General features: G+C 72.7%; 24 protein-coding genes. 10 read left to right on the top strand and 14 right to left on the bottom strand.

Translation table 11 applies throughout. From position 1 onward, the window contains the following. Positions 1-45: 45 nt before the first annotated feature. Genes eccD through AC07EQ_RS38315 form a run of 3 tightly spaced genes read right to left on the bottom strand, consistent with a single transcriptional unit; the run spans position 46 to position 2,361 of the window. Positions 46-1,410 (bottom strand): type VII secretion integral membrane protein EccD, encoded by a 1,365-nt coding sequence (eccD, locus tag AC07EQ_RS38305; protein WP_478392713.1) that lies wholly within the window; start codon positions 1,408-1,410, stop codon positions 46-48. Next, complete coding sequence (locus tag AC07EQ_RS38310) at positions 1,410-1,751, bottom strand: YbaB/EbfC family nucleoid-associated protein (protein WP_478392714.1); 342 nt, start codon at positions 1,749-1,751, stop codon at positions 1,410-1,412. Before AC07EQ_RS38310 ends, eccD begins: the two co-directional genes overlap by 1 nt. Positions 1,752-1,770: 19 nt before the next feature. After that, positions 1,771-2,361 carry a hypothetical protein gene (locus AC07EQ_RS38315; RefSeq protein ID WP_478392715.1) on the bottom strand — a complete coding sequence of 197 codons (591 nt, stop codon included), beginning with the start codon at positions 2,359-2,361 and terminating at the stop codon, positions 1,771-1,773. 132 nt (positions 2,362-2,493) lie between these two features. On the opposite strand from AC07EQ_RS38315, the gene eccCa reads away from it, so the two are divergent. The 7 genes from eccCa to AC07EQ_RS38350 all read left to right on the top strand — a co-directional run bounded on the left by eccCa (position 2,494) and on the right by AC07EQ_RS38350 (position 11,407). Beyond that, positions 2,494-6,486 carry a type VII secretion protein EccCa gene (gene eccCa, locus AC07EQ_RS38320; protein ID WP_478392716.1) on the top strand — a complete coding sequence of 1,331 codons (3,993 nt, stop codon included), beginning with the start codon at positions 2,494-2,496 and terminating at the stop codon, positions 6,484-6,486. 28 nt (positions 6,487-6,514) lie between these two features. Further along, positions 6,515-6,871, top strand: a complete 357-nt coding sequence (locus AC07EQ_RS38325; RefSeq protein ID WP_478392717.1) for a WXG100 family type VII secretion target — start codon at positions 6,515-6,517, stop codon at positions 6,869-6,871. A gap of 31 nt (positions 6,872-6,902) precedes the next feature. Then, the gene (locus AC07EQ_RS38330; RefSeq protein WP_358566117.1) at positions 6,903-7,232 is read left to right on the top strand and encodes a hypothetical protein; all 330 of its coding nucleotides are present in this window, start codon (positions 6,903-6,905) and stop codon (positions 7,230-7,232) included. Between the two features lie 335 nt (positions 7,233-7,567). Next, positions 7,568-7,927 (top strand): hypothetical protein, encoded by a 360-nt coding sequence (locus AC07EQ_RS38335; RefSeq protein WP_132483902.1) that lies wholly within the window; start codon positions 7,568-7,570, stop codon positions 7,925-7,927. A 5-nt stretch (positions 7,928-7,932) separates the two neighbouring features. Then, a complete protein-coding gene (locus AC07EQ_RS38340) occupies positions 7,933-9,156 on the top strand; it encodes a WXG100 family type VII secretion target (protein WP_478392718.1) in 1,224 nt (407 codons plus the stop codon). Between the two features lie 197 nt (positions 9,157-9,353). Continuing rightward, positions 9,354-10,121, top strand: a complete 768-nt coding sequence (locus tag AC07EQ_RS38345; RefSeq protein ID WP_478392719.1) for a transglycosylase SLT domain-containing protein — start codon at positions 9,354-9,356, stop codon at positions 10,119-10,121. 35 nt (positions 10,122-10,156) lie between these two features. Beyond that, on the top strand, positions 10,157-11,407 hold the full coding sequence (locus AC07EQ_RS38350; protein ID WP_478392720.1) for an alpha/beta hydrolase: 1,251 nt from the start codon (positions 10,157-10,159) through the stop codon (positions 11,405-11,407). Between the two features lie 137 nt (positions 11,408-11,544). Here AC07EQ_RS38350 and AC07EQ_RS38355 read toward each other — a convergent pair whose 3' ends face one another. Next, on the bottom strand, positions 11,545-11,919 hold the full coding sequence (locus AC07EQ_RS38355) for a VOC family protein (RefSeq protein ID WP_478392721.1): 375 nt from the start codon (positions 11,917-11,919) through the stop codon (positions 11,545-11,547). A 257-nt stretch (positions 11,920-12,176) separates the two neighbouring features. Between AC07EQ_RS38355 and AC07EQ_RS38360 the strand changes: the two genes are divergently transcribed. After that, complete coding sequence (locus tag AC07EQ_RS38360; protein WP_478392722.1) at positions 12,177-12,374, top strand: hypothetical protein; 198 nt, start codon at positions 12,177-12,179, stop codon at positions 12,372-12,374. A 159-nt stretch (positions 12,375-12,533) separates the two neighbouring features. On the opposite strand, the gene AC07EQ_RS38365 is transcribed toward AC07EQ_RS38360, so the two are convergent. The 3 genes from AC07EQ_RS38365 to AC07EQ_RS38375 form a co-directional block, all read right to left on the bottom strand. Then, positions 12,534-13,700, bottom strand: coding sequence for a S8 family serine peptidase (locus AC07EQ_RS38365; RefSeq protein WP_478392723.1), 1,167 nt, complete (start codon positions 13,698-13,700; stop codon positions 12,534-12,536). Further along, positions 13,697-14,356, bottom strand: coding sequence for a sensor histidine kinase (locus AC07EQ_RS38370; RefSeq protein ID WP_478392758.1), 660 nt, complete (start codon positions 14,354-14,356; stop codon positions 13,697-13,699). Before AC07EQ_RS38370 ends, AC07EQ_RS38365 begins: the two co-directional genes overlap by 4 nt. Positions 14,357-14,779: 423 nt before the next feature. After that, entirely contained in the window at positions 14,780-15,439 is a 660-nt protein-coding gene (locus AC07EQ_RS38375; RefSeq protein WP_478392724.1) for a response regulator transcription factor, read from the bottom strand. Between the two features lie 255 nt (positions 15,440-15,694). Here AC07EQ_RS38375 and AC07EQ_RS38380 point away from each other — a divergent pair, with 255 nt between their 5' ends. Then, positions 15,695-16,858, top strand: coding sequence for a winged helix DNA-binding domain-containing protein (locus AC07EQ_RS38380; RefSeq protein ID WP_478392725.1), 1,164 nt, complete (start codon positions 15,695-15,697; stop codon positions 16,856-16,858). Between the two features lie 170 nt (positions 16,859-17,028). Here the strand turns inward: AC07EQ_RS38380 and AC07EQ_RS38385 are convergent, their stop codons facing one another. The 4 genes from AC07EQ_RS38385 to AC07EQ_RS38400 form a co-directional block, all read right to left on the bottom strand. Further along, entirely contained in the window at positions 17,029-17,667 is a 639-nt protein-coding gene (locus AC07EQ_RS38385) for a DNA-binding response regulator (protein ID WP_093264868.1), read from the bottom strand. A 70-nt stretch (positions 17,668-17,737) separates the two neighbouring features. Continuing rightward, positions 17,738-19,975, bottom strand: a complete 2,238-nt coding sequence (locus AC07EQ_RS38390) for a sensor histidine kinase (protein ID WP_478392726.1) — start codon at positions 19,973-19,975, stop codon at positions 17,738-17,740. After that, entirely contained in the window at positions 19,975-21,357 is a 1,383-nt protein-coding gene (gene eccB / locus AC07EQ_RS38395) for a type VII secretion protein EccB (RefSeq protein ID WP_478392727.1), read from the bottom strand. Before eccB ends, AC07EQ_RS38390 begins: the two co-directional genes overlap by 1 nt. Before the next feature lie 148 nt (positions 21,358-21,505). Continuing rightward, positions 21,506-22,054, bottom strand: a complete 549-nt coding sequence (locus AC07EQ_RS38400; protein ID WP_478392728.1) for a TetR/AcrR family transcriptional regulator — start codon at positions 22,052-22,054, stop codon at positions 21,506-21,508. 66 nt (positions 22,055-22,120) lie between these two features. Between AC07EQ_RS38400 and AC07EQ_RS38405 the strand changes: the two genes are divergently transcribed. After that, positions 22,121-23,614: an MFS transporter gene (locus AC07EQ_RS38405; protein WP_478392729.1), complete on the top strand. Its 1,494-nt coding sequence runs from the start codon at positions 22,121-22,123 to the stop codon at positions 23,612-23,614. A gap of 215 nt (positions 23,615-23,829) precedes the next feature. On the opposite strand, the gene AC07EQ_RS38410 is transcribed toward AC07EQ_RS38405, so the two are convergent. From AC07EQ_RS38410 to AC07EQ_RS38420, 3 genes are read right to left on the bottom strand one after another with little or no spacing between them, the layout of a single operon-like run. Next, a complete protein-coding gene (locus AC07EQ_RS38410; protein WP_478392730.1) occupies positions 23,830-25,062 on the bottom strand; it encodes a cytochrome P450 in 1,233 nt (410 codons plus the stop codon). A 17-nt stretch (positions 25,063-25,079) separates the two neighbouring features. After that, positions 25,080-26,474 (bottom strand): NAD(P)/FAD-dependent oxidoreductase, encoded by a 1,395-nt coding sequence (locus AC07EQ_RS38415; RefSeq protein ID WP_478392731.1) that lies wholly within the window; start codon positions 26,472-26,474, stop codon positions 25,080-25,082. Next, on the bottom strand, positions 26,464-26,676 hold the full coding sequence (locus tag AC07EQ_RS38420; RefSeq protein ID WP_397529278.1) for a ferredoxin: 213 nt from the start codon (positions 26,674-26,676) through the stop codon (positions 26,464-26,466). Before AC07EQ_RS38420 ends, AC07EQ_RS38415 begins: the two co-directional genes overlap by 11 nt. Between the last annotated feature and the right edge of the window lie 122 nt (positions 26,677-26,798).

Here is a 26,798-nt window from a genome sequence, read left to right on the forward strand (position 1 = left end):
GGACTACCGGCGGACGGCTGCCGGAACGTGGGTTGGCCAGGGGGTTCAGCCGACCGCGTCGCGGATCGTGTTGTAGAGGTCCAGGACCGCTGCCGCCGTGGGGATCAGCGCGATCAGCACCAGGTATTCGAGGATGTCCAGCCAGCGGGCGCGGAGCGGGGACGGCGGGCTCGCCGGGTTGCGCGCGGCGTAGTGCAGGCAGCCCGCTCCCGCCACGACGGCGAACGCGGCGACCGCGAGCGTCCAGTAGTAGTCCAGTGTGGACAGCAGTCGCGCGCTCAGGCCGATCAGCAGGAACAGGCCGATGACGATCACTGCCGCTCGCTCAGCGGTGCCCGCGTAGGAGCGCGAGCGCAGCAGCCACGCGGTGGCCGCGAGCCCCACCAGCACCGCCGCCCACGGCGACGGGTCGCCGAGCAGCACGAGGCAGCCTCCGGCCGTCACCAGGCCGAGCGCCGTGACCAGGCCGGTGAGGACGTCGGTCGCGGTCGTCGTCGGGCCGAGCACGGACGAGTCGAGCGTGGGTTGTTCGTCGGCGCGGAACGAGTCCATGTCAGCGGGCACCCGGGGCATCGGCAGCTTGGCCAGGCGCAGTGCGATCATCGGTGCGGCGGCGGTGAGCGCCGCCGTCAGCGCAACCGAGACCGCCGCGACCGAGGTGCCCGGCAGGTCGAACAGCGGCACGCTCGCGGTGATCAGCGCGCCGAGCGCCGAGGCCGCGACGATCGGCGCGAACACGGTGAACCGGTGGACCAGCATCGCCGCCGCCGTCGCGTACAGCGCCACCGCGCCCAGACCCGCGGCGAACGACCCCACCTCGACCGGCCAGGGCAGGTGCGGCGGAAGGGCCGTGATCCCCGCCAGCAGCGCCGCGACCACGCCCGCACCCGCGGTCGCGCTGCCGGAATCCAGGTCGCCCCGGGCCCGGGACAGGGCGCCGCCCGCGACCGCCAGCGCCACGGCGATCACCGCGCACCCGATCGGCGCCGCCGGGCCGCCGGCCAGCGCCGCGGCCGCGAAAACGGTGGCACCGACGAACAACGCCGCGGCGGCGAAGAGGCTCAGGTTCCGCCCGGCCCTCGGCCGCCACGGCCCGGAGCGGGTCTGCGCGGCACCGGCGATCGCGTCGATGGTGTCGTCGAAGACCAGCGGGATCTCCTGCCTCGGGCGGGGATTCAGGCAGAGGATCTCGCCGTCCTGCACCAGGGTCGCCGACACCGTGAGGCCGGGTGCCAGCGCCGAGCCGCCGATGCGGGCGAGCACCCAGCCGGGGTGCTGCTCCGGGCGGCTCGGCACCCCGGTGAGCCGGACGAGCTGCGGGATCAGCTCCGCCACCGTGCACTCCAACGGCAGCGCGACATCGATCCTGGAGCCCGGGGCCACCACGGTCACCCGGCGCGGAGTGGACATCACGTCCACTCGTCGGCGGCGTCGAGCGCCGGCGCGAGCCGCCGCGCCGCGTGCTGCGCCAGCCGGTCCAGCGCGTCGTTGGCGGCTTCCACCACGATCGCGCCGATATCGCGGACGTCGTACCGGCGCAGTGCCTCGGGGTCGATCGAGACCTCGGTGAACCTGCCGGTGCCCCGCACGGTGACGGTCACCTCGTTGTCCCGGGAGCAGCCGGAGACGAGGGTGGCGTCGACGTCCTGCCGGGCCCGGTCGATCTCCGCCTGCTGGTCCTGCAACCGCCGCATCAGCTCGGCGAGCTCCGGCGGGCCGTCCTGGTCCTGGTGGGCGTGCAGCGCGTTCATCGGCGATGTCCCGTTCGGTTCAGGCGGCCACCGCGGCGGGTGCGCCGCTGTCGGCGAACAAGGTGGACAGTGTCTGGCTGAGCTCGTTCCTGGTCTGCTCGGCATCCGCCTCGGCCTGGGACTTCGCCTGGAGCGCCTGCACGACCGCGTTCATGATGGCCAGCGCGATGGCCGCCTCGCGCCACGGCGAGGACATCGAATGCGCCGCCCTGATGGCGTCCATCATCCGCTGCACGATGTCCATCGCCGTCTCGAAGAAGCCCTTCTTCTGCGCCTGCGCGGTGTTGCGCGCCTTCACCAGCGCGTCCGAGGCGGCGGTGAGCCGCTGGCTTTCCCTCTCCAGCGCCACTTTCAGGGCGTTGTTGAGCTGGTCGACGAAGTTGTCGGACGTCTGCCGGCAGGCGTCGTAGCCCCGGCCGTTCCAGGTCTCGCCCAGCTGGGTCACGATCCGCCCGGTCGCCGACGCGGCGGCCCCCACCTGCTCGGCGCACACCGCGCAGTCCCGCGCCTTGGACCGCAGCTCTCCCGGGTCGCCGGTGACGTCGCTGATCGTCTGGGCCAGCAACGACAGCCCCGCCCTGATGATCGCGGTGACCTGACTGGTGTCCATCCCGCACCTCCATTCCCCGCGAGCGTAGGTCCGCCGGGATCTCAGGTGGACGGCAAAAGTACCCACCTGCGCAGCGGCGGAGATGACCACACTCGGGACCGGCACGCGTTCCGAGCCCGGGGAGTAGAACCGATGCGGACCCAACCAGCGCTGCGCCCCGGGCGCGCGCCGGAGCAGCACGGCGGCGAGATCGTGCTGCAGGCGCCGCCCAGCCTGGTCAAGGGCGGCCAGTCCTGGATGCAGCTGCTGTTCATGGTGCCGATGATGCTGGGCATGGGCGCCATGTCGTTCGTCTACATCGGACGATCCGGCGGCCCGATGACCTACCTCTTCGGCGGCCTGTTCCTGGTCGTGATGATCGGCATGATCACGATGTCGCTGGCCGGCGGGCGGCAGTCCACCAAGGCGAAGATCAACGAGGAGCGCCGCGACTACCAGCGCTACCTCGCCGGGCTGCGCAAGCAGGTGCGCGAGACCGCCGAGGCGCAGCGCGCCGCGCTGCTGTTCGCCCAGCCCGAACCGGAAGACCTGTGGACCCTCGTGCCGACCCCGCGGCGCTGGGAGCGGCGCAGGCGCGACCCGCACTTCGGGCAGGTGCGCATCGGCCGCGGGCCCCAGCAGCTGGCCACCCCGCTGCGCGCCCCGCAGACCGCGCCGCTGGAGGACCTCGACCCGGTTTCCTCCACCGCGCTGCGGCATTTCATCCGCACCTACTCGACGGTGGCCGACCTGCCGGTGGCCATCGCGCTGCGCGGCTACGCCCGGATCGGCGTCAGCGGGCAGCGCGACGAGGTCATCGAGCTGGTGCGCGCGGTGCTCGCCCAGGCCGTCACCTTCCAGTCCCCGAACGACCTGCGGATCGCGCTGTGCCTGGGGCCGCGGCGGTGGGCCGACTGGGACTGGGTGAAGTGGCTGCCGCACGCCCAGGACGACACCGATCCCGACGCGGCGGGGCCGGCCCGGCTGGCGGCCGGTGACATGGGCGCGCTCGCGGAGCTGCTCGGCGACGACTTCGGCGAGCGCGCGGCCTTCGGCAGGCAGGCGGACGCCGACCGGCCGCACGTCGTGGTGATCGCCGACGGCGGCCGGGTGCCGCCGGATGCCGAGCGGCAGGGCGTCACCGTGATCGAGCTGTCCGGGCTGCCGCCCGCCGAATCGCGGGCGAACGCCCTGTTCCTGCACGTCTCCGGCGGTTTCATGGGCATGCTGGTCGGCCGCGACGACGAGGTCGGCTTCCGATACATCGGCGAGCCGGACCGGTTGAGCACCACCGCCGCCGAGACGCTGGCCAGGACGATGGCCCCGTGGCACTCCCCGGGCACCGCCGGCGCCGAGACGCCGCTGTCCACCACCTTCGGGCTGGCCGACCTGCTCGGCATCGGCGATCCGCGGGACACCGACCCGGCGGTCACCTGGCGTCCTCGTGCCGCCCGCGAGCGGCTGCGCGTCCCGCTCGGGCTCGATCCCGACGGGCTGCCGGTGGAACTGGACATCAAGGAGTCCGCCGAGGGCGGGATGGGACCGCACGGGCTGGTGATCGGCGCGACCGGCTCCGGCAAGAGCGAGCTGCTGCGCACCCTGGTCACCGGGCTCGCCGTGACGCACTCGTCGGAGGCGGTGAACCTGGCGCTGATCGACTTCAAGGGCGGGGCGACGTTCGCCGGGATGAGCGAGCTGCCGCACACCTGCGCGGTGATCACCAACCTCTCCGACGACCTCGCCCTCGTCGACCGGATGGCCGACGCGATCAACGGGGAACTGGTGCGCCGCCAGGAGTTGCTGCGCGCCGCGGGGAACTACGCGTCGGTGCGGGATTACGAGCAGGCCCGCGAATCGGGCGCCGACCTCGCGCCGCTGCCCGCGCTGCTGGTGATCATCGACGAGTTCAGCGAGCTGCTGTCCAGCAGGCCGGAGTTCATCGACCTGTTCGTGATGATCGGCAGGCTTGGCCGGAGCCTGTCGGTGCACCTGCTGCTGGCGTCACAGCGGCTGGAGGAGGGCCGCCTGCGCGGGCTGGACGCGCACCTGTCCTACCGGATCGGGCTGCGCACGTTCTCGGCGTCGGAGAGCCGGACCGTGCTCGGCGTGCCCGACGCCTACCACCTGCCCGCCGTGCCGGGCTCGGGCTACCTGAAGAGCGACACCGACACGCTGCGGCGGCTCAAGGCCGCCTACGTCTCCGGGGAACTCGCGCCCCGGGCCGCCGGTTCGGCCCCGGCGCCGGCCCCGGGACGACGGGTGATCCCGTTCGGGCTGAACAAGATCGTGGACCCGGAACCGGTGCCCGAGCGGCCCGCGGCGCCGGAGCAGGGGGAGAGCACCGGCGAGACGATCATGGGCGCGATGGTGTCCAGGCTCATCGGCAAGGGCCCGGCCGCGCACCCGATCTGGCTCCCGCCGCTGGACGAGCCGCCGACCCTCGACCAGCTCCTGCCGCCGCTGGAGCCCGACCCGGAGCACGGCCTGCGCCCGCAGGGCTGGAACGCGAACCTGGCCTTCCCGGTGGCCACAGTGGACAAACCCTTCGAGCAGCGCCGAGACCAGCTGTGGGTGGACTTCTCCGGCGCGGCGGGCAACCTCCTGCTCATCGGCGCGCCGCAGAGCGGCAAGAGCACCTTCCTGCGCGGCGTCATCTCCTCGCTAGCCCTCACCCACACACCGGCGGAGGTGCAGTTCTTCCTGCTGGACATGGGCGGCGGCGCGCTCGGCTCGATCGCCGGGCTGCCGCACGTCAGCGGCCACGCCCTGCGGCGGGACGAGGAGCGCTGCCGGCGCATCGTCGCGGAGGCCACGACCCTGCTGGAGCAGCGAGAGGCGTTCTTCGCCGAGAACGGCATCGATTCCATCCAGACCTTCCGGCAGCGCCGTGCGGAGTTCACCGAAAGCACCGGGGGACAACGCGAATTCGGCGACGTCTTCGTCGTCGTCGACGACTGGGCGACGGTGCGCCAGGAGTTCTCCTCCTTGGAGGACTCGCTGGTCAAGCTCGCCACCCGCGGGCTCGGCTTCGGCATCCACGTGATCATCTCCACCACCTGGTGGCTGAGCATGCCGACGCCGCTGCGCGACAGCATGGGCACCCGCGTCGAACTGCGGCTCGGCGACCCGAGCGACTCGATGATCGATCGCCGCGCCGCGCAGAACGTGCCCGCCGGAGCGCCCGGCCGGGGCATCACGCCGGAACGCCTCCACATGCTGGGCGCACTGCCCAGAGTGGACGGTGACCAGCGCGCCGAAACGCTGGGCACGGGCACCGCCGATCTCGTCGCCCGAGTCTCCCGGGCCTGGCCGGGCCCGCCCGCACCGCGCGTGCGGCTGCTGCCGCGCGAGATCACCGTCGACCGGCTCGGCGCGCCGCCCGGCCGCGCGATCCCGCTGGGCGTGGCGGAATCCGACCTCGGGCCGGTGTTCCTCGACTTCGGCAAGGAACCGCACTTCATCGCGTTCGCCGACGTGGAGAGCGGGAAAACCGCGTTGCTGCGCACCATCGCGCACGGAATCGCCGACCGCTACACGCGGGCCGAGGCGCGGATCATCGCGGTGGACTACCGGCGCGGTCTCCTCGGCGCGGTCGCCGAGGAACACCTGCTCAGCTACGCCGGTTCCGAGCCGGTGCTCGACGACGTCGTCGCCCAGGTCGCCCAGGCCATGCGAGAACGCCTGCCGGGACCGGACATCACGCCCGAACAGCTCCGCCGCCGCGACTGGTGGCAGGGCCGCGAACTGTTCCTGCTCATCGACGACTACGAGCTCGTCGCCTCGCCGGGCAAGGTCTCGCACCCGCTGCTGCCGCTGCTGGATCTCCTGCCGCACGCCCGCGACATCGGCCTGCACCTAGTACTCGCGCGCGGCAGCGGCGGCGCGGCGCGCGCCATGTTCGACCCGGTGATCCAGCGCATCAGGGAGCTCGGCTCGCCAGGCCTGGTGATGTCGGGCAGCCGGGACGAAGGCGCCCTGCTCGGCGACGTCCGGCCGCGCAAGCAGCCGCCCGGGCGCGGGGTCCTGGTGCGCCGCCGCGCCGGGCACGAACTGGTCCAGGTGGCCTGGACTCCGTTCGATGCGGGCAAAAGTGCCGTCGGTGACGACGTGAGTTCTGCCGTGGGCGACCGCGCCGAACGCAATTAATGTCTGGTGGCGAAAGGAGGCGATGCACATGAGCACACCCCAGGGTGTCGTCGTCGATCGGGCGATCATGACCAAGGCGGCCGGCGACTTCGACGACACGGCTACGCGGATCCGCGAGATGATGGCCAAGCTCAACGCGGAGGTGGAGGGTCTGGTCGGCGCGACGCAGAACTTCAACGGCGCGGCCCGGCTGGCCTTCGACCAGAACAAGATGCTGCTCAACGACAAGATCCAGCTGGCGCAGAACGCGTTGACGGTCATCGCGACGAAGTTCAACGAGGTCATGAACCAGCACGCGGGCTTCTCCGAGCAGCAGAGCGCGCAGATCAACCAGACGACCGCGGCCGTGCACTCGGGCGGCATCATCGCCGGCCTCAACGGCTGACGCGCACGGACCAGTCCGGGAAGGAGCAGACATGATCTACGCGGGTGGACCGTCGAGTGACACCGTCGCGATGAACTTCGGCGCGGTGGACAACGCGGGCGGCGCGCTGGTCCGGTACTCCGGCGCGATCGGCAACGCGCTCGGGGAGCTGGACACGGCGCTGGGCCCGGTGCGGGAAACGTGGTACCAGTCCGGCAGCCAGTCGGGTTCCGACGCGCGGACCGCCGAGGCCAACCTCCGCGGTGCGCTGGGCGAGATGACGCAGATCATCAACAACCTCGGCTCGCTGCTGAGCCGTTCGGCGATGGACGGCGCGGCCCTGGACTCGGCCCTGGCCGGCAAGTTCCAGCAGGGCGGGTAGCAGCGTTTCTGAAATGGTGCGCAGGCACGCGTGGGACGTCGCTGTCCGGGACGGAGGGTGGCGATTTCGCGCGAAATCGCCCGGTGGCAGGCACCGGGCGCCTTCGGCTGAGCCTGACGGAGCCGTTCTGGAACGACCTCTTGAGCAGCGGTTGCAGAGTCGGTTTGCGCGGCGGTGCGAGCTAGTCCCGCACCGCAGGCGGCTACGCCGCTTGTAGAACAGCTTTCGGGCGGGCAGGGCCCCGCTCCGGGGTCGTGGGAGAGGCGAGTGCGCGATCCCGGAGCGGGGCGACGTCGGCAGTGCGCGGTCGCATCGACGTGCGGAAAGGGATGTCCATGTCCAGCAACGAGTCGTTCGCGGTCCACCTGCGGTCGCTGGTGGAGTTCGCCGGTGAACTCGCCACCCAGCTGTCCGGGATGGACCGGCCGGCCGGGCAGCTCGACTCGCTCACCGAGCGCGAGCTGCGGCTCGGCGAGTTCGGCGAGGCCCATTCGTTGTGGGAGAACCACTTCCTGGCGATGGCGGAGATGCGCAGCCTGGTGAGCCGGGCCCGGGAGGCGATCGACTTCGCCGAGAAGATCACCGGCACGGTGCTCTCCGCGTACGAGCAGCACGACGACCAGGTCACCGCATCGCTGTCCGGGCTCGGTGCGGCCGTGCAGTCGGTCGGCCTGCCCGGCGTGGGGAAGGCGTGAGCGGGATGCGGGAACCGACGGACTTCTCCGCCTACAGCCATGCGCAGCTCTACGCGATGCTGCAACGCGGCGACGACTCATCGGTGCGTCCGGCCGCGGACTCCTGGGACAGCGTCGGCGCCGCGCTGCACGAGCAGGCCGGCAACCTGGATGCCAAGCTCGCGAAGTTCCAGGACCAGTGGCGGGGCGGCGCCTCCGAGCAGTACCGGGTGATGATCAACGACCTCTCCGGCGGGCTCCGCCGGATCGGCGACGCGGCGTTCGCCATCCGCGACCGGGTGCACGACTCGGCCGACGCGCTGGCGAAGGCCCGCACCGAGATGCCGCCCGCTGTCGAGGTCGCGGAGCTGCCCGCGGAGACCGCGCAGCTGGCCACCACTCCGCTGGAGGTCGACCGGTCGGCCTCGCCGGCGGCCGTGGCCCAGCTGCGCCGGCGGCAGGCCGATGCGGCGAAGGCGGTGCAGGAGCACCAGCAGGCGACGGCGGCCGCGGATGCCGCGCACGCCAAGGCGATCGCCGTGATGACCGAGCTCGGCGGCCAGTACCGCGCGGCGGACCAGGGGATGCCGCTGGCGGACCAGACCGAGGTGCCGGACGCGCCGGCGCCCGGCGAAGGGGACGGCGGCGGGGCGGACGGCGGCACCGGCGGCCACGACGGATCCGGCGACGGGGCAGGGGAACCCGAGCCCGGGCAGCAGCCGGAGCCCGGCGCGGAACCGCGCACGCCGCTGTTCGGCAACATGTTCACCGCCGGGCTGGCCGCGGCGTCGGCCGCCGGCATGGGACGGCTCGGCGGCTTCCGGCCGCCGAAGGTCCCGGAGTGGGGGAAGCCGAAAGACCCCGCGGACGAGGAGAAGGACGAAGCCAAGCCGGTCGGCATGCCGCGCGGCGCGATGCCCGGACTCGGCGGCGGGGCATCGCTCGGCGGCGGAGCGGCCGTGCCCGCCCCGACGGCGGCGGCCGGGCTCAGCGGCGTCGCTGCGGTGCCGAACGCGATGGGAGCCGCGGGGGTGCTGGGTGCCGCGGCGGGAGCGGTCAACGCGGCGGGCAGCGGCGCCGGCGGCATGCCGATGATGCCGATGATGCCGTTCGCGCCGGGAGGACAGGACATGTCCGGAGCGCGCCGCATCCCGCCGTGGCTGGTGGAGACCGAGGAGGTCTGGGGCGAGTCCTCGGTCATCACCCCCTCCGTACTCGGCGCCGAACCACCCGGCCAACGCTCCTCGTAGGGGCGTTCCAGACGGGCTCCGGCCAAGCCCGTCCCGAAGGTGTCCGGCGCCTGGCGGGCTGGCGTTTTCGCGCGAAAACGTCACCCGCCCCTCATGCGGAGCGCCGGTTTCGCGCGAAAACGGCGCCCAGCGCACCAGGCGGACACCTCTCGCACGTGCCCGCACCCCATTGTGAAACGACTCCGGCGAGGAGACCGATGCCAACGCTCACCGACCAGCAGATCGCGGAGCACGCCGCGAACGCCGGCTTCAGCGGCGAGGACCTGCGGATCGCGGTCGCCGTCGCGCTCGCGGAGTCGCGCGGGAACCCCGGGGCGATCGGCGACGTGTCCCTGCAGAACGAGGTGTACGGCCCGTCGGTCGGGCTGTGGCAGATCCGGTCGGTGAATCCCGGTCACGGCAACGCATTCGACCAGCGGCACCGCAACGAGGCGGCGAACGCCGACCCGGCGACGAACGCGCGCAACGCCCACGCGATCTTCGAGGCGCACGGGTGGGGCCAGTGGTCGACCTACACCGGCGGCCAGTACCGGGAGTTCCTCGGCCGGGCGCGGGATGCGGTCCGGCAACGCGGCGCGCAGAACTCGGCCAGCACCGGCGCATCCGCCAGCAACCCGGACGGTTTCCGCGCCGAGGTCCCGAAGTTCTTCGACGCGGTGGCGAAACTCGTCGAGGGGACCAGGAATCCGCTGCTGAACACCTCGCAGGCGCTGCGGCACGGCGCCGCGTCGCAGAACGCCTTCGGCCGGGTGCAGGCGTCGGCCGCGGCGGCGGGCGCGCACCGGTCGAACATCACCAGCAGCTGCGAGGCCACCAGCAAGGCCCTGGACCGCGACCAGAAGTTCCGCGACGACCTCGATTGGGCGGCGCGGATGATCCGGCAGCACGACGAGCGCGCCACCCGCGCCCAGCAGGCGCAGCACGCCCTGCTCGACGACATCACCCCGCCGGCCCTCAGGATCTGAGCGGTCGTCCGGATTTCCCGTGAGGAGCCAGGAGAATGGACCGTTCCGAGCAGACCTCGGTGGCGCGGTTCGCGGTGAACCACGCCGCGCTCGACACCGCTGCGCAGGCGTTGCCCGACCAGGTGGCGGTGCTCGGTGAAGCCCGCCGCAACCTCACCGCGCGCACGCTGGTGACGTCCGCGTTCGCGAACGTGTCCGGCTCGCAGGCGGCCCAGACCGGCCATTCCGGCAACATCCAGCTGAACGAGCGCGGCCTGCAAGCCGCCTCCAGCAGGCTGACCGGGATCATCGACGGGATCACGGCGTCGAACGTCGCGGTGCGCCGCTGGGACGCCGAGCAGGCCGCCAAGATCCGGCGGCTGAACCCGGACCTGGTCGTCCCGGAGCTGGCGGACGGCCCGTCCGGTGGCTCGGTCGCCGACCTGAACGCCGCCAACCGGGCCCAGATCGAGGCCGCGCGGACGGTGGCCGGCGCGGAGCTGAAGGAGTTGGAGGCCAGGCCGGGCCCGGGGGACCGCGAGGCGGAGATCCGGCACCTCCGGGAGAAGATCGCGGCGTACGACGAGATCCTCAACAGCAACACGCAGATCATCGAGTTCGACCCGGCGGGGGACGGGCGGATCGTGGGCCTGATCGGCCGGCTCGACTCCGACACCCGGTCGGTGGCCGTCCTGGTTCCCGGCATGAACACCGGGCTGGAGGACTTCCCGCGCTACGCGGACCGGGTGGGCAGCTACGCCGGCGCCGACCCGACCGGCCGGACGGCTTCGGTGCTGTGGATGAACGGCGACTTCCCGCAGGGCCTGCCCGAGGCGAGCTCCGCGGGCCCGTCGCGGGAGATGGCGCCGCGGCTGGCGGAGTTCGTCAACAACGACCTGCGCCCCAGGCTGGGGGAGGACGCCCAGGTCACCGTGATCGGGCACAGCTACGGCGGGGCGATCGTCGGCCTGGCCGACGCGGCGGGCATGCGCGCGGACAACGTGATCCACGTGGCCTCGGCGGGGATGGGCGAGGGCGTGACGGAGCTGACCAACCCGTACCCGACGGCCCGGTACTCGGTCACGCTGGAGCACGACCCGATCCAGTGGGCGCAGAGCCGTGCCCACGGGCCCGACCCGGACGACTTCCCCGGCGTCACGCCGCTGCCGTCCAGCCACGACTCGGACGGCTGGTTCGTCCCGGACGTGTCCTCGCACAGCAGCGTCCTGGACCCGGGCTCGCCGTCCTGGCGGGACATCAACGACGTCGTCCACGGCGCGATCGGGGAAAGGCGGTCCGCGCTGTGACCGTCTGACCACTGTGGACCGACCCGCGAACCCGGCCGCTGAGCGCAAATCCCCCGTCGCTCAGCGGCCGTTCCACTCCCCATCGGGGTCGTGAGCGGCAGTGGTCGTTCGGGCGACCACTGCCACTCACGACTCCGCTACGCCTCCGCCCAGACGCCGAGTTCGTTCCCACTCGGGTCGGTGAAGTGGAACCGGCGCCCGCCGGGGAACTCGTACGGCCCGTTCACCACCCGGCCGCCGGCGTTCCGGACCGCCTCCGCGGACCGGTCCAGGTCGGTCGAGTAGAGCAGCACCAGCGGCCCACCCGCTCGCGCCTCCTGGTCGGTGCGCAGGCCGCCGACCTCGGGTGCGGATTCGTCCTGCGAGGCCCGGATGCCGGCGTAAGCCGGGCCGTAGTCGTTGAACCGCCAGCCGAACGCTTCGGAGTAGAAGCGCTTGGCGGCTTCGAGATCGGTGACCGTGAGCTCCACGTAGTCGATGGCGTGGTGCCGGTGCGGAGATGACTGGGACATGCCCCGCATTCTGCCCCGGGGCAACGACATCGCGCCTGAAGTGCTCGGCAGCTGTGCACGACGGGGGCGAGTTGGGGGTGCATCACTCCGGCCCTGGGGGCGTTCGCCGCGGGCTCGGTCAAGCGGCCCCGGCGCTCCCCAGGCGAAGGACTCTACTGCGCGACCGTCGCGACGCATAGCGTGAAGCCGTACGAGCAGGGGAGCGGCACGCCGTGAACGGGACAGTCATCCGCTGGGGGGCGGGGCACGAACTTCTGATGCAGATCGAACGGACCCCCACCGGCACCTGGCGAGTCACCTTCCGCGTGCCTGGGCGTCCCGAGGTGAGCGTCGCGTACGACACCGAGAAGGAACTGCGCCGCGACCTCGCCGCCTTGCTCGATGGGACTGCGGAACCGCCATTCCGCGGGTGGCCCTTACCCCGCGAAGAGGCGGGCCAAGATCAAGACGAGTGAGCACCCACTCGATCACGAACGTTCGCGGCGCTCGCCGTCGCCAGGTCGTAGGGCGACAAATAGGTCTTCGCCATGGCAGCCCAAAAGACTCACGGCCCCGTGACCAGCGGAAACAGCGAGCCGGTCGGCTCCTTGGAGGCCGAGTCGGCGCAACTCGGCTCAGGGGGAGCGTCGGGATCCCGGGCGCCAGCCGCGGGCCTTGCCGAGCCGGATGGTCGTTCGCGCGACGACGGCGAGAGCGGCGGCGGCAACGCCCAGCAGCGCGAGCCAACCCGGTAGTGGCTCGTGGTCGGGCAGCGGCGCCGGGCCCGTGGCCGGACGCACGGTCGCCACCGGCGGCGGCGGGGCGTTCGGGAGCTGAAGTGCGGAAGGATCGTCGGGCAGCTCCGCGACCACGGCGGCCCCGACGTTCAGCACGCCCCATCCCAGCCGGGGGTCGTGCCCGTTCGGCGGGTGGCTGGCGGTGCGGGCGAGCCGCTCGGCGACCTGCTCGGCGCTCAGCCCCGGCCGGTAGGAGCGCACCAGCACCGCCGCGCCCGCGACGTACGCCGCCGAGAACGCCGGGCCGTCCACGCCCCAGCGGTGCCCGAGCCCGCCGCGGGCCCCGGCAGAGAGGCCGGTCAGGTCCGCGCCCGGGGCGGCGATCGAGAGGTGCGGGCCCGATTCGCCCTGCACCGCCGCGCCGGACGGGTCGAGCGCACCGACCGCCACGACGCCGGGCAGGCCGGTCGGATAGGACAGCGTCCCGGGCTCGTCGCCCACCGCAGGCGACACGACCAGCGCGTTGCCGGCCAGGGCATCCCGCACCGCGTCCGCCAGCGCCGGGCTCGTGCGCGGCGCCGGCACGGCGACCAGGATCACCGTGGCGCCCGCGTCCGCGGCCCGCCGGATCGCGCCGGCCAGCGCGTCCGGGTCGGGATCGCCGCCACCGGAGCGGGTTTCGGTGTACCGGATCCCGAGCAGGCGGGCGCCCGGCGCCATGCCCACGAAGGCCGTCGCCGGATCGGGCCGCGCCCCGACGATGCCCGCGGCGAAGGTGCCGCGCCCGTCGCAGTCCCCGAGATCGGAGCCCGGCACCACCTGTCCCGGCCCGAACTGGTCGTTGTCCGCGTCGATCCCGGTGCCGACGACCGCGAGCAGCTGCCCGGTTCCGTCGGCGACCGGCCAGGTCCCCGATGCGTCGGTGAGCCGCTGCTCCCACCCCATCGCCTCCCGGTACACGCCGGCGGGAGCGGCGCACTGCGCGGAGGCGGGCGGCGCGCCGATGAGCAGGCCGGCCCCGAGCGCCACGCAGACCGCCGCGGCCAGCGGCGCTCCGCGGGTCATGACTGCGGAACCCACAGCGTGACCTGGGTTCCCCAGCCGGGGCGGGATTCGACGCGGGCGGAGCCGCCGACCTCCGCCATCCTGGCCGAAATCGACTCCCTGATGCCGAATCCGGCGTCCCTGCCCGCCATGTCGAAGCCGGACCCGTGATCGCGGACGACCACCGCGATCCCGCGGTCGCGCTCCTCGACGCGCACGACTGCGCGATCGGTTCCGCTGTGCTTCTGCGCGTTCCGCAGCGCTTCCCGGACGGCGTCGCGCATCGCGGTGCGCCGATGGGCCGGGAGCGTGTCGTCCACGTCCCCCCGGACCAGTTCGGCGTGCAGCCGGTGGCGCGCCAGATCCGCCGCCAGCGCCACCAGGTCGGGTTCGAGCCGCGCGCGCCCCGCCTCGGCGCGGGCCATCATGTCCCGCCGCACCAACGCGGCCTGCTCCTTGGCGGCCTGGCGCAGCTCGGCGAGCCTGACCGGCGCGGCGGCCGCGTCCGACGGGGCGGCCAGCGCCAGCGCCTCCAGCGTCGGCAGAACGGTGTCGTGCAGGTACCGGTTCATGACGGCCCGCTCCCGCCTTCGCCCGCGCCGGTACCCGGCGTGGTGCGCGAGGCGGACGCTGACGGCCAGCATCGCCATCAAGCAGATCGTGGACGCGAGGATCATCACGCGCTTCTCCCGACATCAGGGCCTGTTTCCAGGCTCGCCTTGCGTGGCGGTGCGGACTCCGTCCTCCGCAATTTCCATTGAGCGTTTTTCATCCTGGTCGGTCCGCAGCCGCGGGTCGCAACGCCGCACGTCCATGGGGTGTCGCATGCGCCGTAGGCGCATAGCCCACCTACGACACTGGCACCGCCGCGGGTTCACGGTGCCCACCCCTCCGGGGTTCCCTCGGCGAGGACGGCCCCTCCGCCGTGTATTGGCATACATCAGGAGGGGCACCCACAGACCAGGCGGGCGCTGTAACTCCCGCAGGGGGCCGCTACCCGCACCGCCACGCACAACGAGGTTGGAAAAACCTCATGGAAATCGAACCTTCGATTTCAATGGGAATTGCGGATCCGCGCGACGCACCGCGGCATTCCCCTCTCAGGCCGGCATCCGGTCGGGCGCCGGGCAGGTGACGAAGCCGTTCTCGATCGCGTAGGCGGTGAGCGCGGGACGCCGCCGCAGTCCCGTCTTGTCCCTGATCCGGTCCAAGTAGGACCGGACCGTGCGGATGCTGATGCGCAGGCCCATCGCGATGTCCTGGTCGCGTTCGCCGGCGGCGAGCCTGCTGAGCACCTCGGCCTCGCGGTGCGAGAGCTCGATGCGCGCGCCGGCGTTGCGCTCCCGCGAGGTGTCCAGCACGACCGCCGCCAGCTTCGGGGCGACGTGGCTGCGCCCGGCCGCGATCTCCCGGATCGCCGACAGGATCTCCTCGCCCTCGGCGTCCTTGCCGAGGAAGCCCCGGGCCCCGGCCAGCATCGCGCCGACCACCTCGGTGCGGTCGGCCATCGCCGAGACGACCAGCACCGGGTGGCCGCGACGCACGAGTTCCATCACCGCCGCCGCGCCCCGCACACCGGGCAACCCGAGGTCCAGCACGACGATGCTCCCAGCGCACCGGCTGCGGGCCGCGAACTGCGCGACCGATTCGGCGACCGCGTCCACTTCGACGTCCGGCGCGTCGGCGAGCATCCGGGCCACCGCCGCGCGGTACAGCGGGTGGTCCTCCACCACCCCGACTCGAATCCGCTTGGTCTCCACCGATTCCTCCCGATTGGATCTCCGCGGAGGACGTTAGCGAGGTCCGCTCGCGCGCGGTGGGGGCCGTTCGTACCCCATTTCCGGCCGGCTGCGGCTGGGTCCTGATCCAGTGCCGGCCGATCATGTTGGCGATCTGGACGTCGGGTGCCTACCTCGCCGTCATCAGCCAGCGGCCAGCTCATGAGCGCATCCGACCGGCAGGTTTCATGGCGGTGCGGCCGGTGGTTGTCGGTGTCGGCTGGTAGCAAGGGGCTCATGCGGTTTGGCATCGAAGGGCGGCGGGCCCGGCTGGTCGCCCGGCATCACCTCGGCGGCACGGCGACCGATCCGGAGCGGGCGGCGGCCGACGTCGTGGTTCTGCACGCGACCGACCCAGCGACCGTCTTCCTGTCGGTGCTCGCCCGCTGCCCGTCGGCGTCGGTCAAGGACGTGGCCAGGGTGATGTACGACGACCGCAAGCTGGTCCGGATGCTGGCGATGCGCCGGACGCTGTTCGTGGTGCCTGCCGATCTGGTTCCGGTCGTGCACCATGCCGCGTCGCTGGACATCGCCGGCCAGCAACGCAAACGGCTGGTCCGGCAGCTCACCACCATCTCCACCGAGCCGGAACTGCCCGCCGATGTCGACGGGTGGCTGCGGTCGCTGGAGTCGTCCGTCGAACGGGCGCTGGCGAAACGCGGTACGGCTACCGCAGCCCAGCTGTCGGCCGACGAGCCCCGGCTACGGACCGCGCTGCTGCCGACGTCCGGCAACAAGTGGGACGTGAAACGAAACATCACGACGAACGTGCTGGTGTTGATGGCGGCCGAAGGGCGGATGGTCCGCTGCGAGCCGCGCGGATCGTGGACGTCCCGGGCGCACACCTGGGAACCGGCGTCGAACTGGTGGCCGCAGGGGATCCCCGAGCCGCCGGATGCCAAGGCCCGACTGGTCGAGCAGTACCTGCGGCGGTTCGGCCCGGCCACCGTCGCCGACGTCCAGTGGTGGACCGGCTGGACGCTCGGTGTCACCAGGAAGGCCCTCGCCGCGTTGGACACTGGGGACGTCGGCTGTGGGCTGGTCCTGGCCGACGACGCCGTGGCCGACGAGCCTGCCGCCCCGTCCGCTGCGCTGCTGCCCGCCCTCGACCCGACGCCGATGGGCTGGAAGGAACGCGACTGGTACCTGCCTGCGGACTCCCGGCCCCTGTTCGACCGGAACGGCAACATCGGGCCGACGATCTGGTGGGGTGGCGAGGTCGTCGGCGGCTGGGCTGTGCGGCCGGACGGGGAGATCTCTACCAGACTGCTGGTCGACCGCGGTGTGGCGGCAGCCCGTGCGGTCCAGGACGCCGCCGACAGGCTGCAGCCCCGGCTGGACGGCACTCGGGTGGTCCCGTCCTTCCCGACGCCGCTGGAGAAGGAACTCCGCACGACGTAATCCGGGACAGGCCACGGAATCAGCCGGGAACGCCGGCGAGCCGGTATCGCGACCCGAACTTCCTGTCCGGGGGATCATGCCGCGCTGAACGCGCCGCTGCACCTTCGCTCGGAGGGCTTCGATCTCAGAGCTCGACGGGAACCGCCGGTCGCGGGCCTGCGTGACGGGGGTCAGAGTTCGTCGGCGCGCACCAGGCCGTCCTGGATCGCGCGGGCGACCAGCGCGGCCTTGGTCGGGGCCTCCCGGCCGACGTTGGCGTACTTGATCCGCACCCGCTCCAGGCAGGAGTTGACCCGGTGCACCGTCAGGTTGAGCCGCCGCGCCACCATTTCCTTCGACTCGCAGTGGAACCACTCCAGCAGCACCTCGGTCTCCCGGGGCGACAGCCGGGGCCGGTTCGGCCGGTCGTCGGTGCCGAACGCGCCGGACAGCGACGGCGGCAGGTACGGCGTGTTGGTCGCCGCGGCCTGCACGGCGGCGACCAGGTGGTCCTCGCCCTCCGCCTTCGTCAGGTACGTGAAGGCGCCGATGTCCAGGCAGGTCAACACGGTTTCCCGGTCGGCCCGCATGCTGTAGATCACCACCGGGCGGCCGGCGTCCACCAGCCGCTTGAGGTCGCCGTAGGCGGGGCCGGTGATGTCCAGCTGCAGGTCGAAGATCACCACGTCGGCGGTGGCACCGGGATCCAGCCACGCGACCGACACCGCCGGGCCCGAATCGAGCACCTTGATCGGCGGGTCGGCCAGCGAGCACCAGGCCCGCACGCCGGCGACCACCGCGGGATGATCGTCTACCACCACGACCGTGATCAACTCCAACCTCCGCTGCTCGATGTCGTGCCATTCCAGGGAATCCCGCCTCGGCGGGCGGGGGAGGACGTCATGTCGGGAGGCTCCACTTCGCCTCGATCCAGATCCGGCCGCCGTCCACCACCGTCGAGGTGACCACGTCGCCGTCGGACCGGGGTTCGGCGAGTACCGGTTCGACGGCCGCGGCCACGAGGCTGACCGTGACGGCGTCGCCGGAGCCGGCCACCGTCACCCGCACCGTGCCGGTGGCGGTGGCCAGGGCGGTGACCGCCGGCTCGGTGAGCTTGCGCCGCACTTCCTTGGGGATCGCCGGGCGCTTGCCGTACTCGGCGAAGCGCACCGAAACCCCTTGCCGCTCGGCCAGTTCTATGCAGGCCCGGAGCTCGTGCAGCAGCGGATCCGGGGTGGAGGCGTCCTCGGCGAACAGGCGGCGCATCTTCGCCGCCTCCACTGAGCACCGCCGGCGGACCGACACCTCGCCCGGGTCGAGGGCACCCGAGCCCAGGCCGTCGAGCAGCGGAACGGTCGTGCCTTCCAGGTCGGCGTAGCGGTTCTTGCGGTCCTGGTGCAGCTGCCGCGCCACTTCCTCGGCGGTCCGCAGCTGCTCCTCCTCCCTGGCCGCCCGGGCCGAGGACACCGCGAGCGCGCGCAGCACCGCGGCGATCAAACCCACCGCGGTCTGGTAGCTGAGGATCAGCACGGTCGCGTTCACCGCGTCGGAGAACGAGGTCGCGGCGTTCCCGGCGAGCCCGACCTGCACGAAGGTCATCACGTACTGGGCGACGAGCGTCAGGGTGAAGGTCGGGATCCGGCAGTCGAGCAGGAGCAGCGCCACCGTCCAGCCGGCGTCCCCTTCGGACCAGTGCGCGAAGCCGAGCAGGTGCTCGGGCTGCACCGACGCGGTCCCGGCCGCGGACAACGCGAACACCAGCGCCAGCAGCGGCCAGCGCCACCGGCCGATCGGCCGCTGCCTGCGCAGGCTGACCAGCACGACCAGGGTCACCGCGAGGAACCCGGCGAAGGCGAGGAACTGGGTGGGCGCGGAGCGGTAGCCGTCCAGGTTCGCCAGCAGCTTCGGCAGGTCGAGCAGGCACAGGATGACGAGGTTCATCACCACCACGGCCCACTGCATGCCCTGCTGGAACTTGGTGGCGATGATCTCGGCGTCGCCCCCGGCGTCCTCCGCGGCCCCGAGCGGGCACGTCATCCGCACCCGGGTTCCGCCGCCTGGGCTGCTGATCACCTGCGCGCTCCCGCCCGTCCGGCGCATCCGCTCCACGAGCGAGCCGGTCACGCCGTAGCGGTGGCCGGAGATCCGGCCCGGGTCGAATCCGCGCCCGGCGTCCACGACCTCCACGACGACGCTGTCGCCGTGCTGCGCGACGGCCACGTCGGCCCGGTCGACCCCGGCGTGCCGGACGACGTTGGTCAGCGCTTCCCGCATGCCGTGGCAGAGCGCGGCCGCTTCCACCGCGGGCACCACCAGCTCGTCGGGCGCGGTCAGCCGGACCCGCAGCGGCGTCCTGGTGATGGTTTCCCGCAGCATGCCGACGAGATCGACCTCGCCGTCGGACACCTCGGAGCGGCCGCGGAGCACCTCCAGGTCCCGTTTCGCCTGTTCCGCAAGCCAGATCTGCCGTTCGGCCACCACCCCGGCGCCGACCATCAGCAGCGTGGCCGACGCGGTGTCGTGCAGGGCCGCGAGGTGTTCGCGCTCGTCGGTGCGCCGCGCCTCGGCGACCGCCGACCGGCGGCGCACCCGCTCGCCGCGGGCGACGATCTGGTCGGCGGTCCGGGCGCCGCGCCGGACCAGCAGGTAGAGCCCCCAGGACAGGCCGGCTTCCATGAACATCCACAGGTGGATCGGCGCGGCCGTCAGCCAGTGCTCGGGCAGCGAGAGCGCCGTCCCGGCCAGGTGTGCGGCGGTGATCACGGCGGTCGCCGCGCCCAACGCCCCCGCGCCGAGCTGCCAGGGGTAGGCGACCACGGTGATCGCCGCGGCGACCCGGACCCAGCTGGTGCCCTCCGGGCTGGGCGCGGTGGGCGTCGTCCAGGCCTGGGTGAGGCAGATCGCGCACATCACCAGCACGTCGACGGCGACCGGCCAGCGCGCGGCGGAGCGGGACATCCGGGCGGCGTACCACGCGTTCCACGCGTTGAGCGCCAGCACGATGAAGATGGCCCAGCCGGGGTTCCGCTCGTTCTCCAGCACCAGCGAGGCCCCGCTCGCCACGGCGATCACGACGAAGCGCAGCCACACGGCGTAGCGGAGTCCCAGCCGGACGAGCCCGCGTTCCGCCGATCCCATCAGCCCGGGAACACCTGCCCGGCCAGTGCCGGGTCGAGCACGGCGCCGGTCGGGAACAGCGCGAGCACCGACGCGGGCACGCCGTGGGCCGGCCGGCTTCCGTAGCCGAGCGCGGAAACCGCCTCGTCGCCCGGGATCGGGTACTTCATCCCCGCGTCGGTGATCAGGTACACCGCCCCGGCGGGCACGCCCGGGGCCGGTTCCCCGGCGACGACCGCGCCGGACCCGCCCGGCACGTACACCTCCGCGGCGGTGCCCGGGGTGGGTGCGGTCACCGGGACGACTTTTTCCCCGCCCCGCAGGGGAAGCGCCTGGCCGATCGTGACGCGCTCGCCGGTGGCGCACACCGTCGGCGCGCGGCCGGGCTTGACGGGTTCCGGGCGCCGCTCGGGGTAGCCGTCCTGGCGTTCCGGTGATCGCGGCACGCCGCCGATGTCGGCGGTGGCGACCTCCACCCGGTGCGGGCGCCCGCTGGGGTAGGCGGCGGTGTTCTCCGGCGCGCCGAGCAGCAGGTCCGCCTCGGTCTCGGTGATCACGGCCAGGCCGTCGCGCCGCACCAGGTAGTACTCGCCGACCTCGGACACCAGCACCTGCCCGACCGGACGGGTCTCGGACCCGACCCGGATGCCGGGCTTGCCCGCGTCCGGCACGGCGATGGTGGCCAGATCCCGGCCCGCCGGAAGGGTGTTCAGCCACGCGGGCGCCACCGGGACCTCCTCGGCCGCCGCGTAGCCGAGCGCGACCACGGCGCGCTCACCGCCCAGCCGGTACCGGTGCCCGCCGGTCACCAGGAAGCGCTCGCCGGAGGGCAGGCGGGCCAGCAGCGCCTGCCCCTCGCGGAGTTCCGCGCCCGCGCCGCTCGGTCCTAACAGGACGGTGGTGATCGGGGCCTCGCCGCTCGGCCGGTCGGGCGCGACGCGGGTGCAGGCCGTCCAGGCGCCGGTCAGCAGGCGATCGCCGCCCGGCAGCGAATCCGGCGCGCCCGCGATGCCGACCGCGGCGCCGCGGGGCGCGCCGGTCAGCGATTTTGCGGACACCGTCACGGTTTTGCCGCCGTCGCCGCCCGCGAGCAGCCGGGCCGAGGCGTAGTTGAGCGCCGGGTGCAGCAGGCCGTCCTGCCCGAGGACGAACCGCGTTCCGGTCTCCTTCTCGATGATCACCTGGCCGCCCTGGCGCCACGCCTCCGCGCGCGCCGGGGCGAGCAGGCCGATGACGCCGAACACGGCACCCACCAGGAGCGCGACCGCCAGGCCGAGCGTGGTGCCGAGGACGACCCGCTTGGCGGGCGCGACCGGATGGTTGGCGTCGGCTGAGACGAGCGCGGATACCAGTCGTCGGCGGAGGAACCGGTATGCCTGGATCTGATCCCGCTGCGTCCACACCGTGCGACCCCCGCATGGAATTCCCGACGAGCCAAATTTGTCGGGGTGGATCTTACGCAGCGGCACGATCTTTTGTGTACGAACTGGGTAACACTCGCCAAGATCCGGGCGACGTACCGAAAAGGCTCCTGCCCGGAAATGGCGGCGATCAGGCCCCGCGCGCCGCCGCGACCTGTTCGAGGATCCGGTCGAAGACCTGGCGCAGCAGATCCGGGTGCGGGCGCGGCAGGCCGGACAGCGCGCTCAGGTAGAGGCCGTCGCCGACCAGGCGCACGGTCTCGGCGAGCACCGGGTCGCCGATGTAGTCGGTGAGCAGCTCCGACCAGCGGTTGAAGACCCTGGCCAGCACCTCGGTGCCGTCGTCGGTGAGACCTTCGCCGCTGCGCAGGGCCGCGATGACCGACCAGTAGAGCGCCGCCTCCTCGTCCGACTCGGGCAGCGAGGTCTGCAGGAAGTACCGGACGACGTCCACGCCTTCCCGGGTGGCCTGGGCGAATTCGGCCTCGGCGTCCTCGTCGATCCGCCGCGTCAGCCCCTGGAGCATCGCCTGCTTGGAGCGGAAGTGGTAGAGCAGGCCGCCCTTGGACACGCCCGCCTCGGCGGCGACCGATTCGAGGGTCACCGCCGCGGTGCCCTGGCGGATCAGGATCCGCTGGAGCGCGTCGAGGATGCGGTCTCGGGTGCTGGTGGCTGCCATGGGTGGCACTGTACCGTCCGGACGGTTACTATACCGTCCAGACGGTACAGTCGAAACGAGTAGAGAATGTTAAAGCTGAATTCGCCTCAGATTTCCCGCAAGCAGTGGACGGCGCTGGGCGCCCTCCTCCTCCCGGTGTTGTTGATCTCGGTCGACAACACGGTGCTGAGCTTCGCCCTCCCGCACATCAGCGAGGAGCTGCGGCCCACCGGCGGTCAACTGCTGTGGATCGTCGACATCTACTCGCTGATGCTGGCCGGCCTGCTGGTGACGATGGGCACGCTCGGCGACCGGATCGGCCGCCGCAGGCTGCTGCTGATCGGCGCGACCGGCTTCGGCCTCGCCTCCGCGCTGGCGGCCTTCGCGCCCACCGCCGAGCTGCTCATCGCGGCCCGCGCGCTGCTGGGCATCGCCGGCGCGACACTGATGCCCTCGACGCTGTCGCTGATCCGCAACATCTTCACCGACCCCCGCGCCAGGACCACCGCGATCGCGGCCTGGACCGCGACCTTCGCCGGCGGCTCCGCCTTCGGACCGCTGCTCGGCGGGCTGCTGCTGGAGCACTTCTGGTGGGGCTCGGTGTTCCTGATCAACCTGCCGGTCATGGCCCTGCTGCTGATCGTCGGCCCGCTGGTGATCCCGGAGTCGCGCAACCCGGCGCCCGGCCACTACGACCTGGCCAGCGCGGGCCTGTCGCTGCTGACGATGCTGGCGCTGGTCCTCGGCATCAAGGAGTTCGCCGGCGGCGGCGCCCTGGCGCTGCCCGCGGTGGCGGTCGCGGTGATCGCCGGTTACGCGTTCGTGCGCAGGCAGCGCAGGCTGGACGCCCCGATGCTGGACCTGGCCCTGTTCCGCAACCCGCGGTTCAGCGTCGCGGTCACCAGCAACCTGCTGGCGGTGTTCGTGATGGTCGGCGGGCTGTTCTTCATGACCCAGTACCTGCAACTCGTGCTGGGCATGAGCCCGCTGCGCGCGGGTCTCGCGCTGCTGCCGGGCATCGCGCTGTCGGTGCTCGGGTCGCTGGTGGCGGTCCGGCTGATCCGCCGGGTCCGGCTGGCCGAGCTGCTGGGCGCGGCGATTCTGGCGACCGCGTTCGGCTACCTGTTGATGGTGCTGCTGCCCGCGGAGGGCGGGACCTGGCTGGTGGTCGTGGCGTTCATGGTGGTCGGCCTCGGCGCGGGCATCACCGAGACGGCGACCAACGACACCATCATGAACAGCGTCGCCCCCGAGAACGCGGGCGCGGCCTCGGCGATCTCGGAGACCGGCTACGAGCTGGGCGCCGCGATGGGCACGGCGATCCTCGGCAGCGTCCTGACCGCGGCCTACCGCGGCCGCGTCGACGTCGCGGGCGTCCCGGAATCCATAGTGGACACGGTCCGGGACACGCTGGGCGGCGCGCTGTCGGCGGCGGCCGAGCTGCCGGTGGAGCAGGGCGTCGCGCTGCGCGAGTCGGCGGCGCACGCCTTCACCTTCGGCGTGCACATCACCAGCGCGGTCGGCGCGGTGATCCTCGCCTACGCGGCGGTCCAAGCGTGGTGGGTCCTCACCCGCCGCTGAGGACGACCGGAAGTTCAACGGTTCCGCCGGCGACGGGCCGTGAGCGTTTTGGGTCGCTATGACAACCCAAAGCACTCACGGCCTCAAAGCGGCGCTCCAAAAAGGCTCCGCACCAGCTCCTCCCGAAGGCGAGCCGGTGCCTGACACGGGTGGCGGTTTCGCGCGAAAACGACGTCCGGCTGTCGCCGGGAACGGGAAAGCCCGGCACCGGGCCGTCAGGCGGCCAGGCCGTCGATCGTCACCGGCAGGTGGCGGGGACCGCGCAGGATCGGGCTCGGCCGGTACGGCGGCGGGTCTTCGACCAGCTGCGGGTCGCGCAGCCTGCGGGCGAGTTCGGTCAGCGCGATCTGGGTTTCCAGCCGGGCGAGCGGCGCGCCGAAGCAGGCGTGCACGCCGAAGCCGAAGCCGAGGTGCTGGTTGTCCCCGCGCTTCGGGTCGAAGCGGTCCGGATCGGGGAAGCGCGCCGGATCACGGTTGCCCGAGGCCAGCAGCAGCCACACCGGCGCCCCCTTGGGGATGACGCTGCCCGCGACCTCGACGTCGGTCAACGTGGTGCGCTGGGGCAGTATCTGCACCGGGGGCTCGTAGCGCAGCAGCTCCTCCACGGCGTGGGCCGCCGCCATCGGCTCGGTCCGCAGCAGGTCCAGCACGGCCGGTTCCCGCAGCATCGTGAGCATCCCGTTGGCGATCAGGTTGACGGTGGTCTCGTGGCCGGCGATCAGCAGCAGCACCGCGTTGGTGATCACCTCCAGCAGGGACATCCGCCCCTCCGGCCCCTCGTCGGTGATCCACGCGGACAGCATGTCGTCGCCCGGGTGGCGGCGGTGCTCCTCGATCAGCGCCGCCAGGTACTGCCCGAGCTCGAGGCGGCCCTGGCGCACCGCGTGCCGCTGCGCCTCCTGGTCCTCGGCCGGGCTGAGCCCCGCGACCACCACGTCGACCAGCCGCCGGAAGTGCGGCTCGTCCTCCCGCGGCACGCCCAGGAGCTGGCAGATCACCGCGACGGGGAAGGGGTAGGCGAAGTCGTCGACCACGTCGAAGCGGTCCCGGCCGTCGAGCCCGTCGATCAGCCCGGTCACGGTCCCGGCGAGGTCGCCGCGCATGTCGTGGATGCGTCGCGGGCTGTGCGGGGGACCGAACGGGCGCATCGCCAGGCGGCGCAGCCGGTCGTGCTCGGGCGGGTCGAGCCGGATGAAGCTGGGCGGAAGCATCCCCTCGTCGTCCGGCGTCGTGCCGACCAGCGGATCGGCGCCGGGGGCGAGGTTGCGGGCGTCGGAGCTGATCCGGGGGTCCTGCAGCAGGTTCCGGATCTCCCAGTAGGTGGTGACGAGGTGGATGCCGCTGTCGTCGCGCACCACCGGCGTGCCGCGGAGCTCGGCGTAGACCGGGTACGGGTCGGCGCGGACCGCTTGGTCGGTGATCCGCCGCACCAGGCTGGTCGTGTGCATGGACGCGCTCCTCGGAGTCAGGCGCGGGCCGGTGTGAAGACGACCCGCCGTTCACTGGGCGAGTGACCGGTCAGGGTGACGGTGGGGCTGTGGGTGGGCAGCGCCGGATCCGGGAACCTGGCCGGCACCGGTCGCAGCGCGGCCGAGCGCTGGTCGACGCCGGGGAAGTCCGGCGGGAACGGCGCGGCCTGCTCGATCAGCCGCTTGTAGAAGCCCATCCACTTCCCGTGGTCGAAGCCGACCGCGGCGATGACGCGCCCCTGGTAGCCGTAGGCGGCGGCGAAGCAGTGCGCCTCCAGCGCGCCCTGCCGCACGATCAGCTCGTCCGCCATCGACGGCACGCCGACGGACTTGATGTTCACCCCGAACTGGGCCGACCAGAACGACGGCATCCAGAGGTGCGGGCGCCGCTGCGAACCGGTGCTGATCATGTTGTGCGCGGCGATCTCGGCCTGCGCCACGGCGTTGCCCCAGTGCTCCAGCGCGAGGAACTGGTAGCCGAACAGCGGATGCGGGGTGCGCGCCACGTCGCCCGCGGCGAACACGTCGTCGGTGACGATGCCGTGGACGTCGAAGGCCCGGCAGCCGGCGTCGCAGGCGATGCCGCGGGGACCGGCGGCCAGGCCCGAACCCGCCAGCCAGTCGGTGTTGCGCACCGCGCCCAGCGCGACCACGGCCACTTCCGCATCCACCACGGTGCCGTCGGACAGGTGCGCGCGCTTGAGGCGGCCACCGGCATCGCCTTCCAACGCGGTCACCATGACCCCGCAGCGGAGGTCGACACCGTGCTCGCGCTGCAACTGCGCGGCGACGTCGCCGACCACGCCGCCGAGCGCGCCCACCAGCGGAGCCTCGCCGCGCTCGGCGACGGTGACCTGCAGGCCCCGCTCCCGGCACGCCGAGGCGACCTCCGAGCCGGTGAAGCCGGCGCCGATGACCAGCACCCGGTGCGGCCGCCTGGCCAGCCGCCGCGCGAGCCCGGCGGTGTCCTCCCTGGTGCGCACCACGCACACGCCGTCGAGCGCGGCCTCGGTCTCGTGCGGCCACGGGCGGGAGCGCCCGCCGGTGGCGATCAGCAGGCGGTCGAACCCGACCTCCCCGCCGTCGGCCAGCAGGACCCGGCGGCCGTCCCGGTCGAGCCCGGTGGCGGCGACCCCGAGCCGCCACTGCGCGTTGATCGCGCGCCGGCGGGGGAGACCGGTGTCCTCCGGCGGCGACCGGCCGAGCAGCACCTGCTTGGAAAGCGGCGGCCGGTCGTAGGGCTCGTGGGGCTCGTCCCCGATCAAGGTGAGCGAGCCCGCGAAGCCTTCCTCGCGCAGCTGCTCCGCCGCCCGCAGACCGGCGAGCGAAGCGCCGACGATCACGATGCGGCCGTCCTCGCGCAGCGCCGCCAGCTGGCTGTCAGCGGACATCGCCGCCAGCTCTCCGGCGGTCGACCAGGATGGCCTGGACCGGACAGGCCGCGGCGGCGCGCAACACGTCGTCGCGGTGCGCCTCGTCGACGCGCGGCTGGTAGAGCAGGGCCTCTTCACCGTGCAGCGAGAAAACTCCCGGCGCCAGGAACACGCACTGCGCGAATGCCTGGCAGCGGTTCAGGTCGACGACGATCCTCATCCCGACTCGCCCCCTCGACGTCGCAAGGCGCGTCGGCCGCATCGAGACACCCGCGCCCCGCCTCATGCTGGCAGCGGGCGGAAGACCCCGCATGACCACCTTCCCCGCGGGCCTGGGTGAGG

It is taken from the genome of Saccharopolyspora sp. NPDC045839, from assembly GCF_056431645.1.

What these genes read in the sequence shown, in the direction of transcription:
- eccD (WP_478392713.1), bottom strand. Translation starts at nt 1,410, where the DNA reads ATGTCCACTCCGCGCCGGGTGACCGTGGTGGCCCCGGGCTCCAGGATC.
- AC07EQ_RS38310 (WP_478392714.1), bottom strand. Translation starts at nt 1,751, where the DNA reads ATGAACGCGCTGCACGCCCACCAGGACCAGGACGGCCCGCCGGAGCTC.
- AC07EQ_RS38315 (WP_478392715.1), bottom strand. Translation starts at nt 2,361, where the DNA reads ATGGACACCAGTCAGGTCACCGCGATCATCAGGGCGGGGCTGTCGTTG.
- eccCa (WP_478392716.1), top strand. Translation starts at nt 2,494, where the DNA reads ATGCGGACCCAACCAGCGCTGCGCCCCGGGCGCGCGCCGGAGCAGCAC.
- AC07EQ_RS38325 (WP_478392717.1), top strand. Translation starts at nt 6,515, where the DNA reads ATGAGCACACCCCAGGGTGTCGTCGTCGATCGGGCGATCATGACCAAG.
- AC07EQ_RS38330 (WP_358566117.1), top strand. Translation starts at nt 6,903, where the DNA reads ATGATCTACGCGGGTGGACCGTCGAGTGACACCGTCGCGATGAACTTC.
- AC07EQ_RS38335 (WP_132483902.1), top strand. Translation starts at nt 7,568, where the DNA reads ATGTCCAGCAACGAGTCGTTCGCGGTCCACCTGCGGTCGCTGGTGGAG.
- AC07EQ_RS38340 (WP_478392718.1), top strand. Translation starts at nt 7,933, where the DNA reads ATGCGGGAACCGACGGACTTCTCCGCCTACAGCCATGCGCAGCTCTAC.
- AC07EQ_RS38345 (WP_478392719.1), top strand. Translation starts at nt 9,354, where the DNA reads ATGCCAACGCTCACCGACCAGCAGATCGCGGAGCACGCCGCGAACGCC.
- AC07EQ_RS38350 (WP_478392720.1), top strand. Translation starts at nt 10,157, where the DNA reads ATGGACCGTTCCGAGCAGACCTCGGTGGCGCGGTTCGCGGTGAACCAC.
- AC07EQ_RS38355 (WP_478392721.1), bottom strand. Translation starts at nt 11,919, where the DNA reads ATGTCCCAGTCATCTCCGCACCGGCACCACGCCATCGACTACGTGGAG.
- AC07EQ_RS38360 (WP_478392722.1), top strand. Translation starts at nt 12,177, where the DNA reads ATGCAGATCGAACGGACCCCCACCGGCACCTGGCGAGTCACCTTCCGC.
- AC07EQ_RS38365 (WP_478392723.1), bottom strand. Translation starts at nt 13,700, where the DNA reads ATGACCCGCGGAGCGCCGCTGGCCGCGGCGGTCTGCGTGGCGCTCGGG.
- AC07EQ_RS38370 (WP_478392758.1), bottom strand. Translation starts at nt 14,356, where the DNA reads ATGATCCTCGCGTCCACGATCTGCTTGATGGCGATGCTGGCCGTCAGC.
- AC07EQ_RS38380 (WP_478392725.1), top strand. Translation starts at nt 15,695, where the DNA reads ATGCGGTTTGGCATCGAAGGGCGGCGGGCCCGGCTGGTCGCCCGGCAT.
- AC07EQ_RS38390 (WP_478392726.1), bottom strand. Translation starts at nt 19,975, where the DNA reads ATGGGATCGGCGGAACGCGGGCTCGTCCGGCTGGGACTCCGCTACGCC.
- AC07EQ_RS38400 (WP_478392728.1), bottom strand. Translation starts at nt 22,054, where the DNA reads ATGGCAGCCACCAGCACCCGAGACCGCATCCTCGACGCGCTCCAGCGG.
- AC07EQ_RS38405 (WP_478392729.1), top strand. Translation starts at nt 22,121, where the DNA reads ATGTTAAAGCTGAATTCGCCTCAGATTTCCCGCAAGCAGTGGACGGCG.
- AC07EQ_RS38410 (WP_478392730.1), bottom strand. Translation starts at nt 25,062, where the DNA reads ATGCACACGACCAGCCTGGTGCGGCGGATCACCGACCAAGCGGTCCGC.
- AC07EQ_RS38415 (WP_478392731.1), bottom strand. Translation starts at nt 26,474, where the DNA reads ATGTCCGCTGACAGCCAGCTGGCGGCGCTGCGCGAGGACGGCCGCATC.
- AC07EQ_RS38420 (WP_397529278.1), bottom strand. Translation starts at nt 26,676, where the DNA reads ATGAGGATCGTCGTCGACCTGAACCGCTGCCAGGCATTCGCGCAGTGC.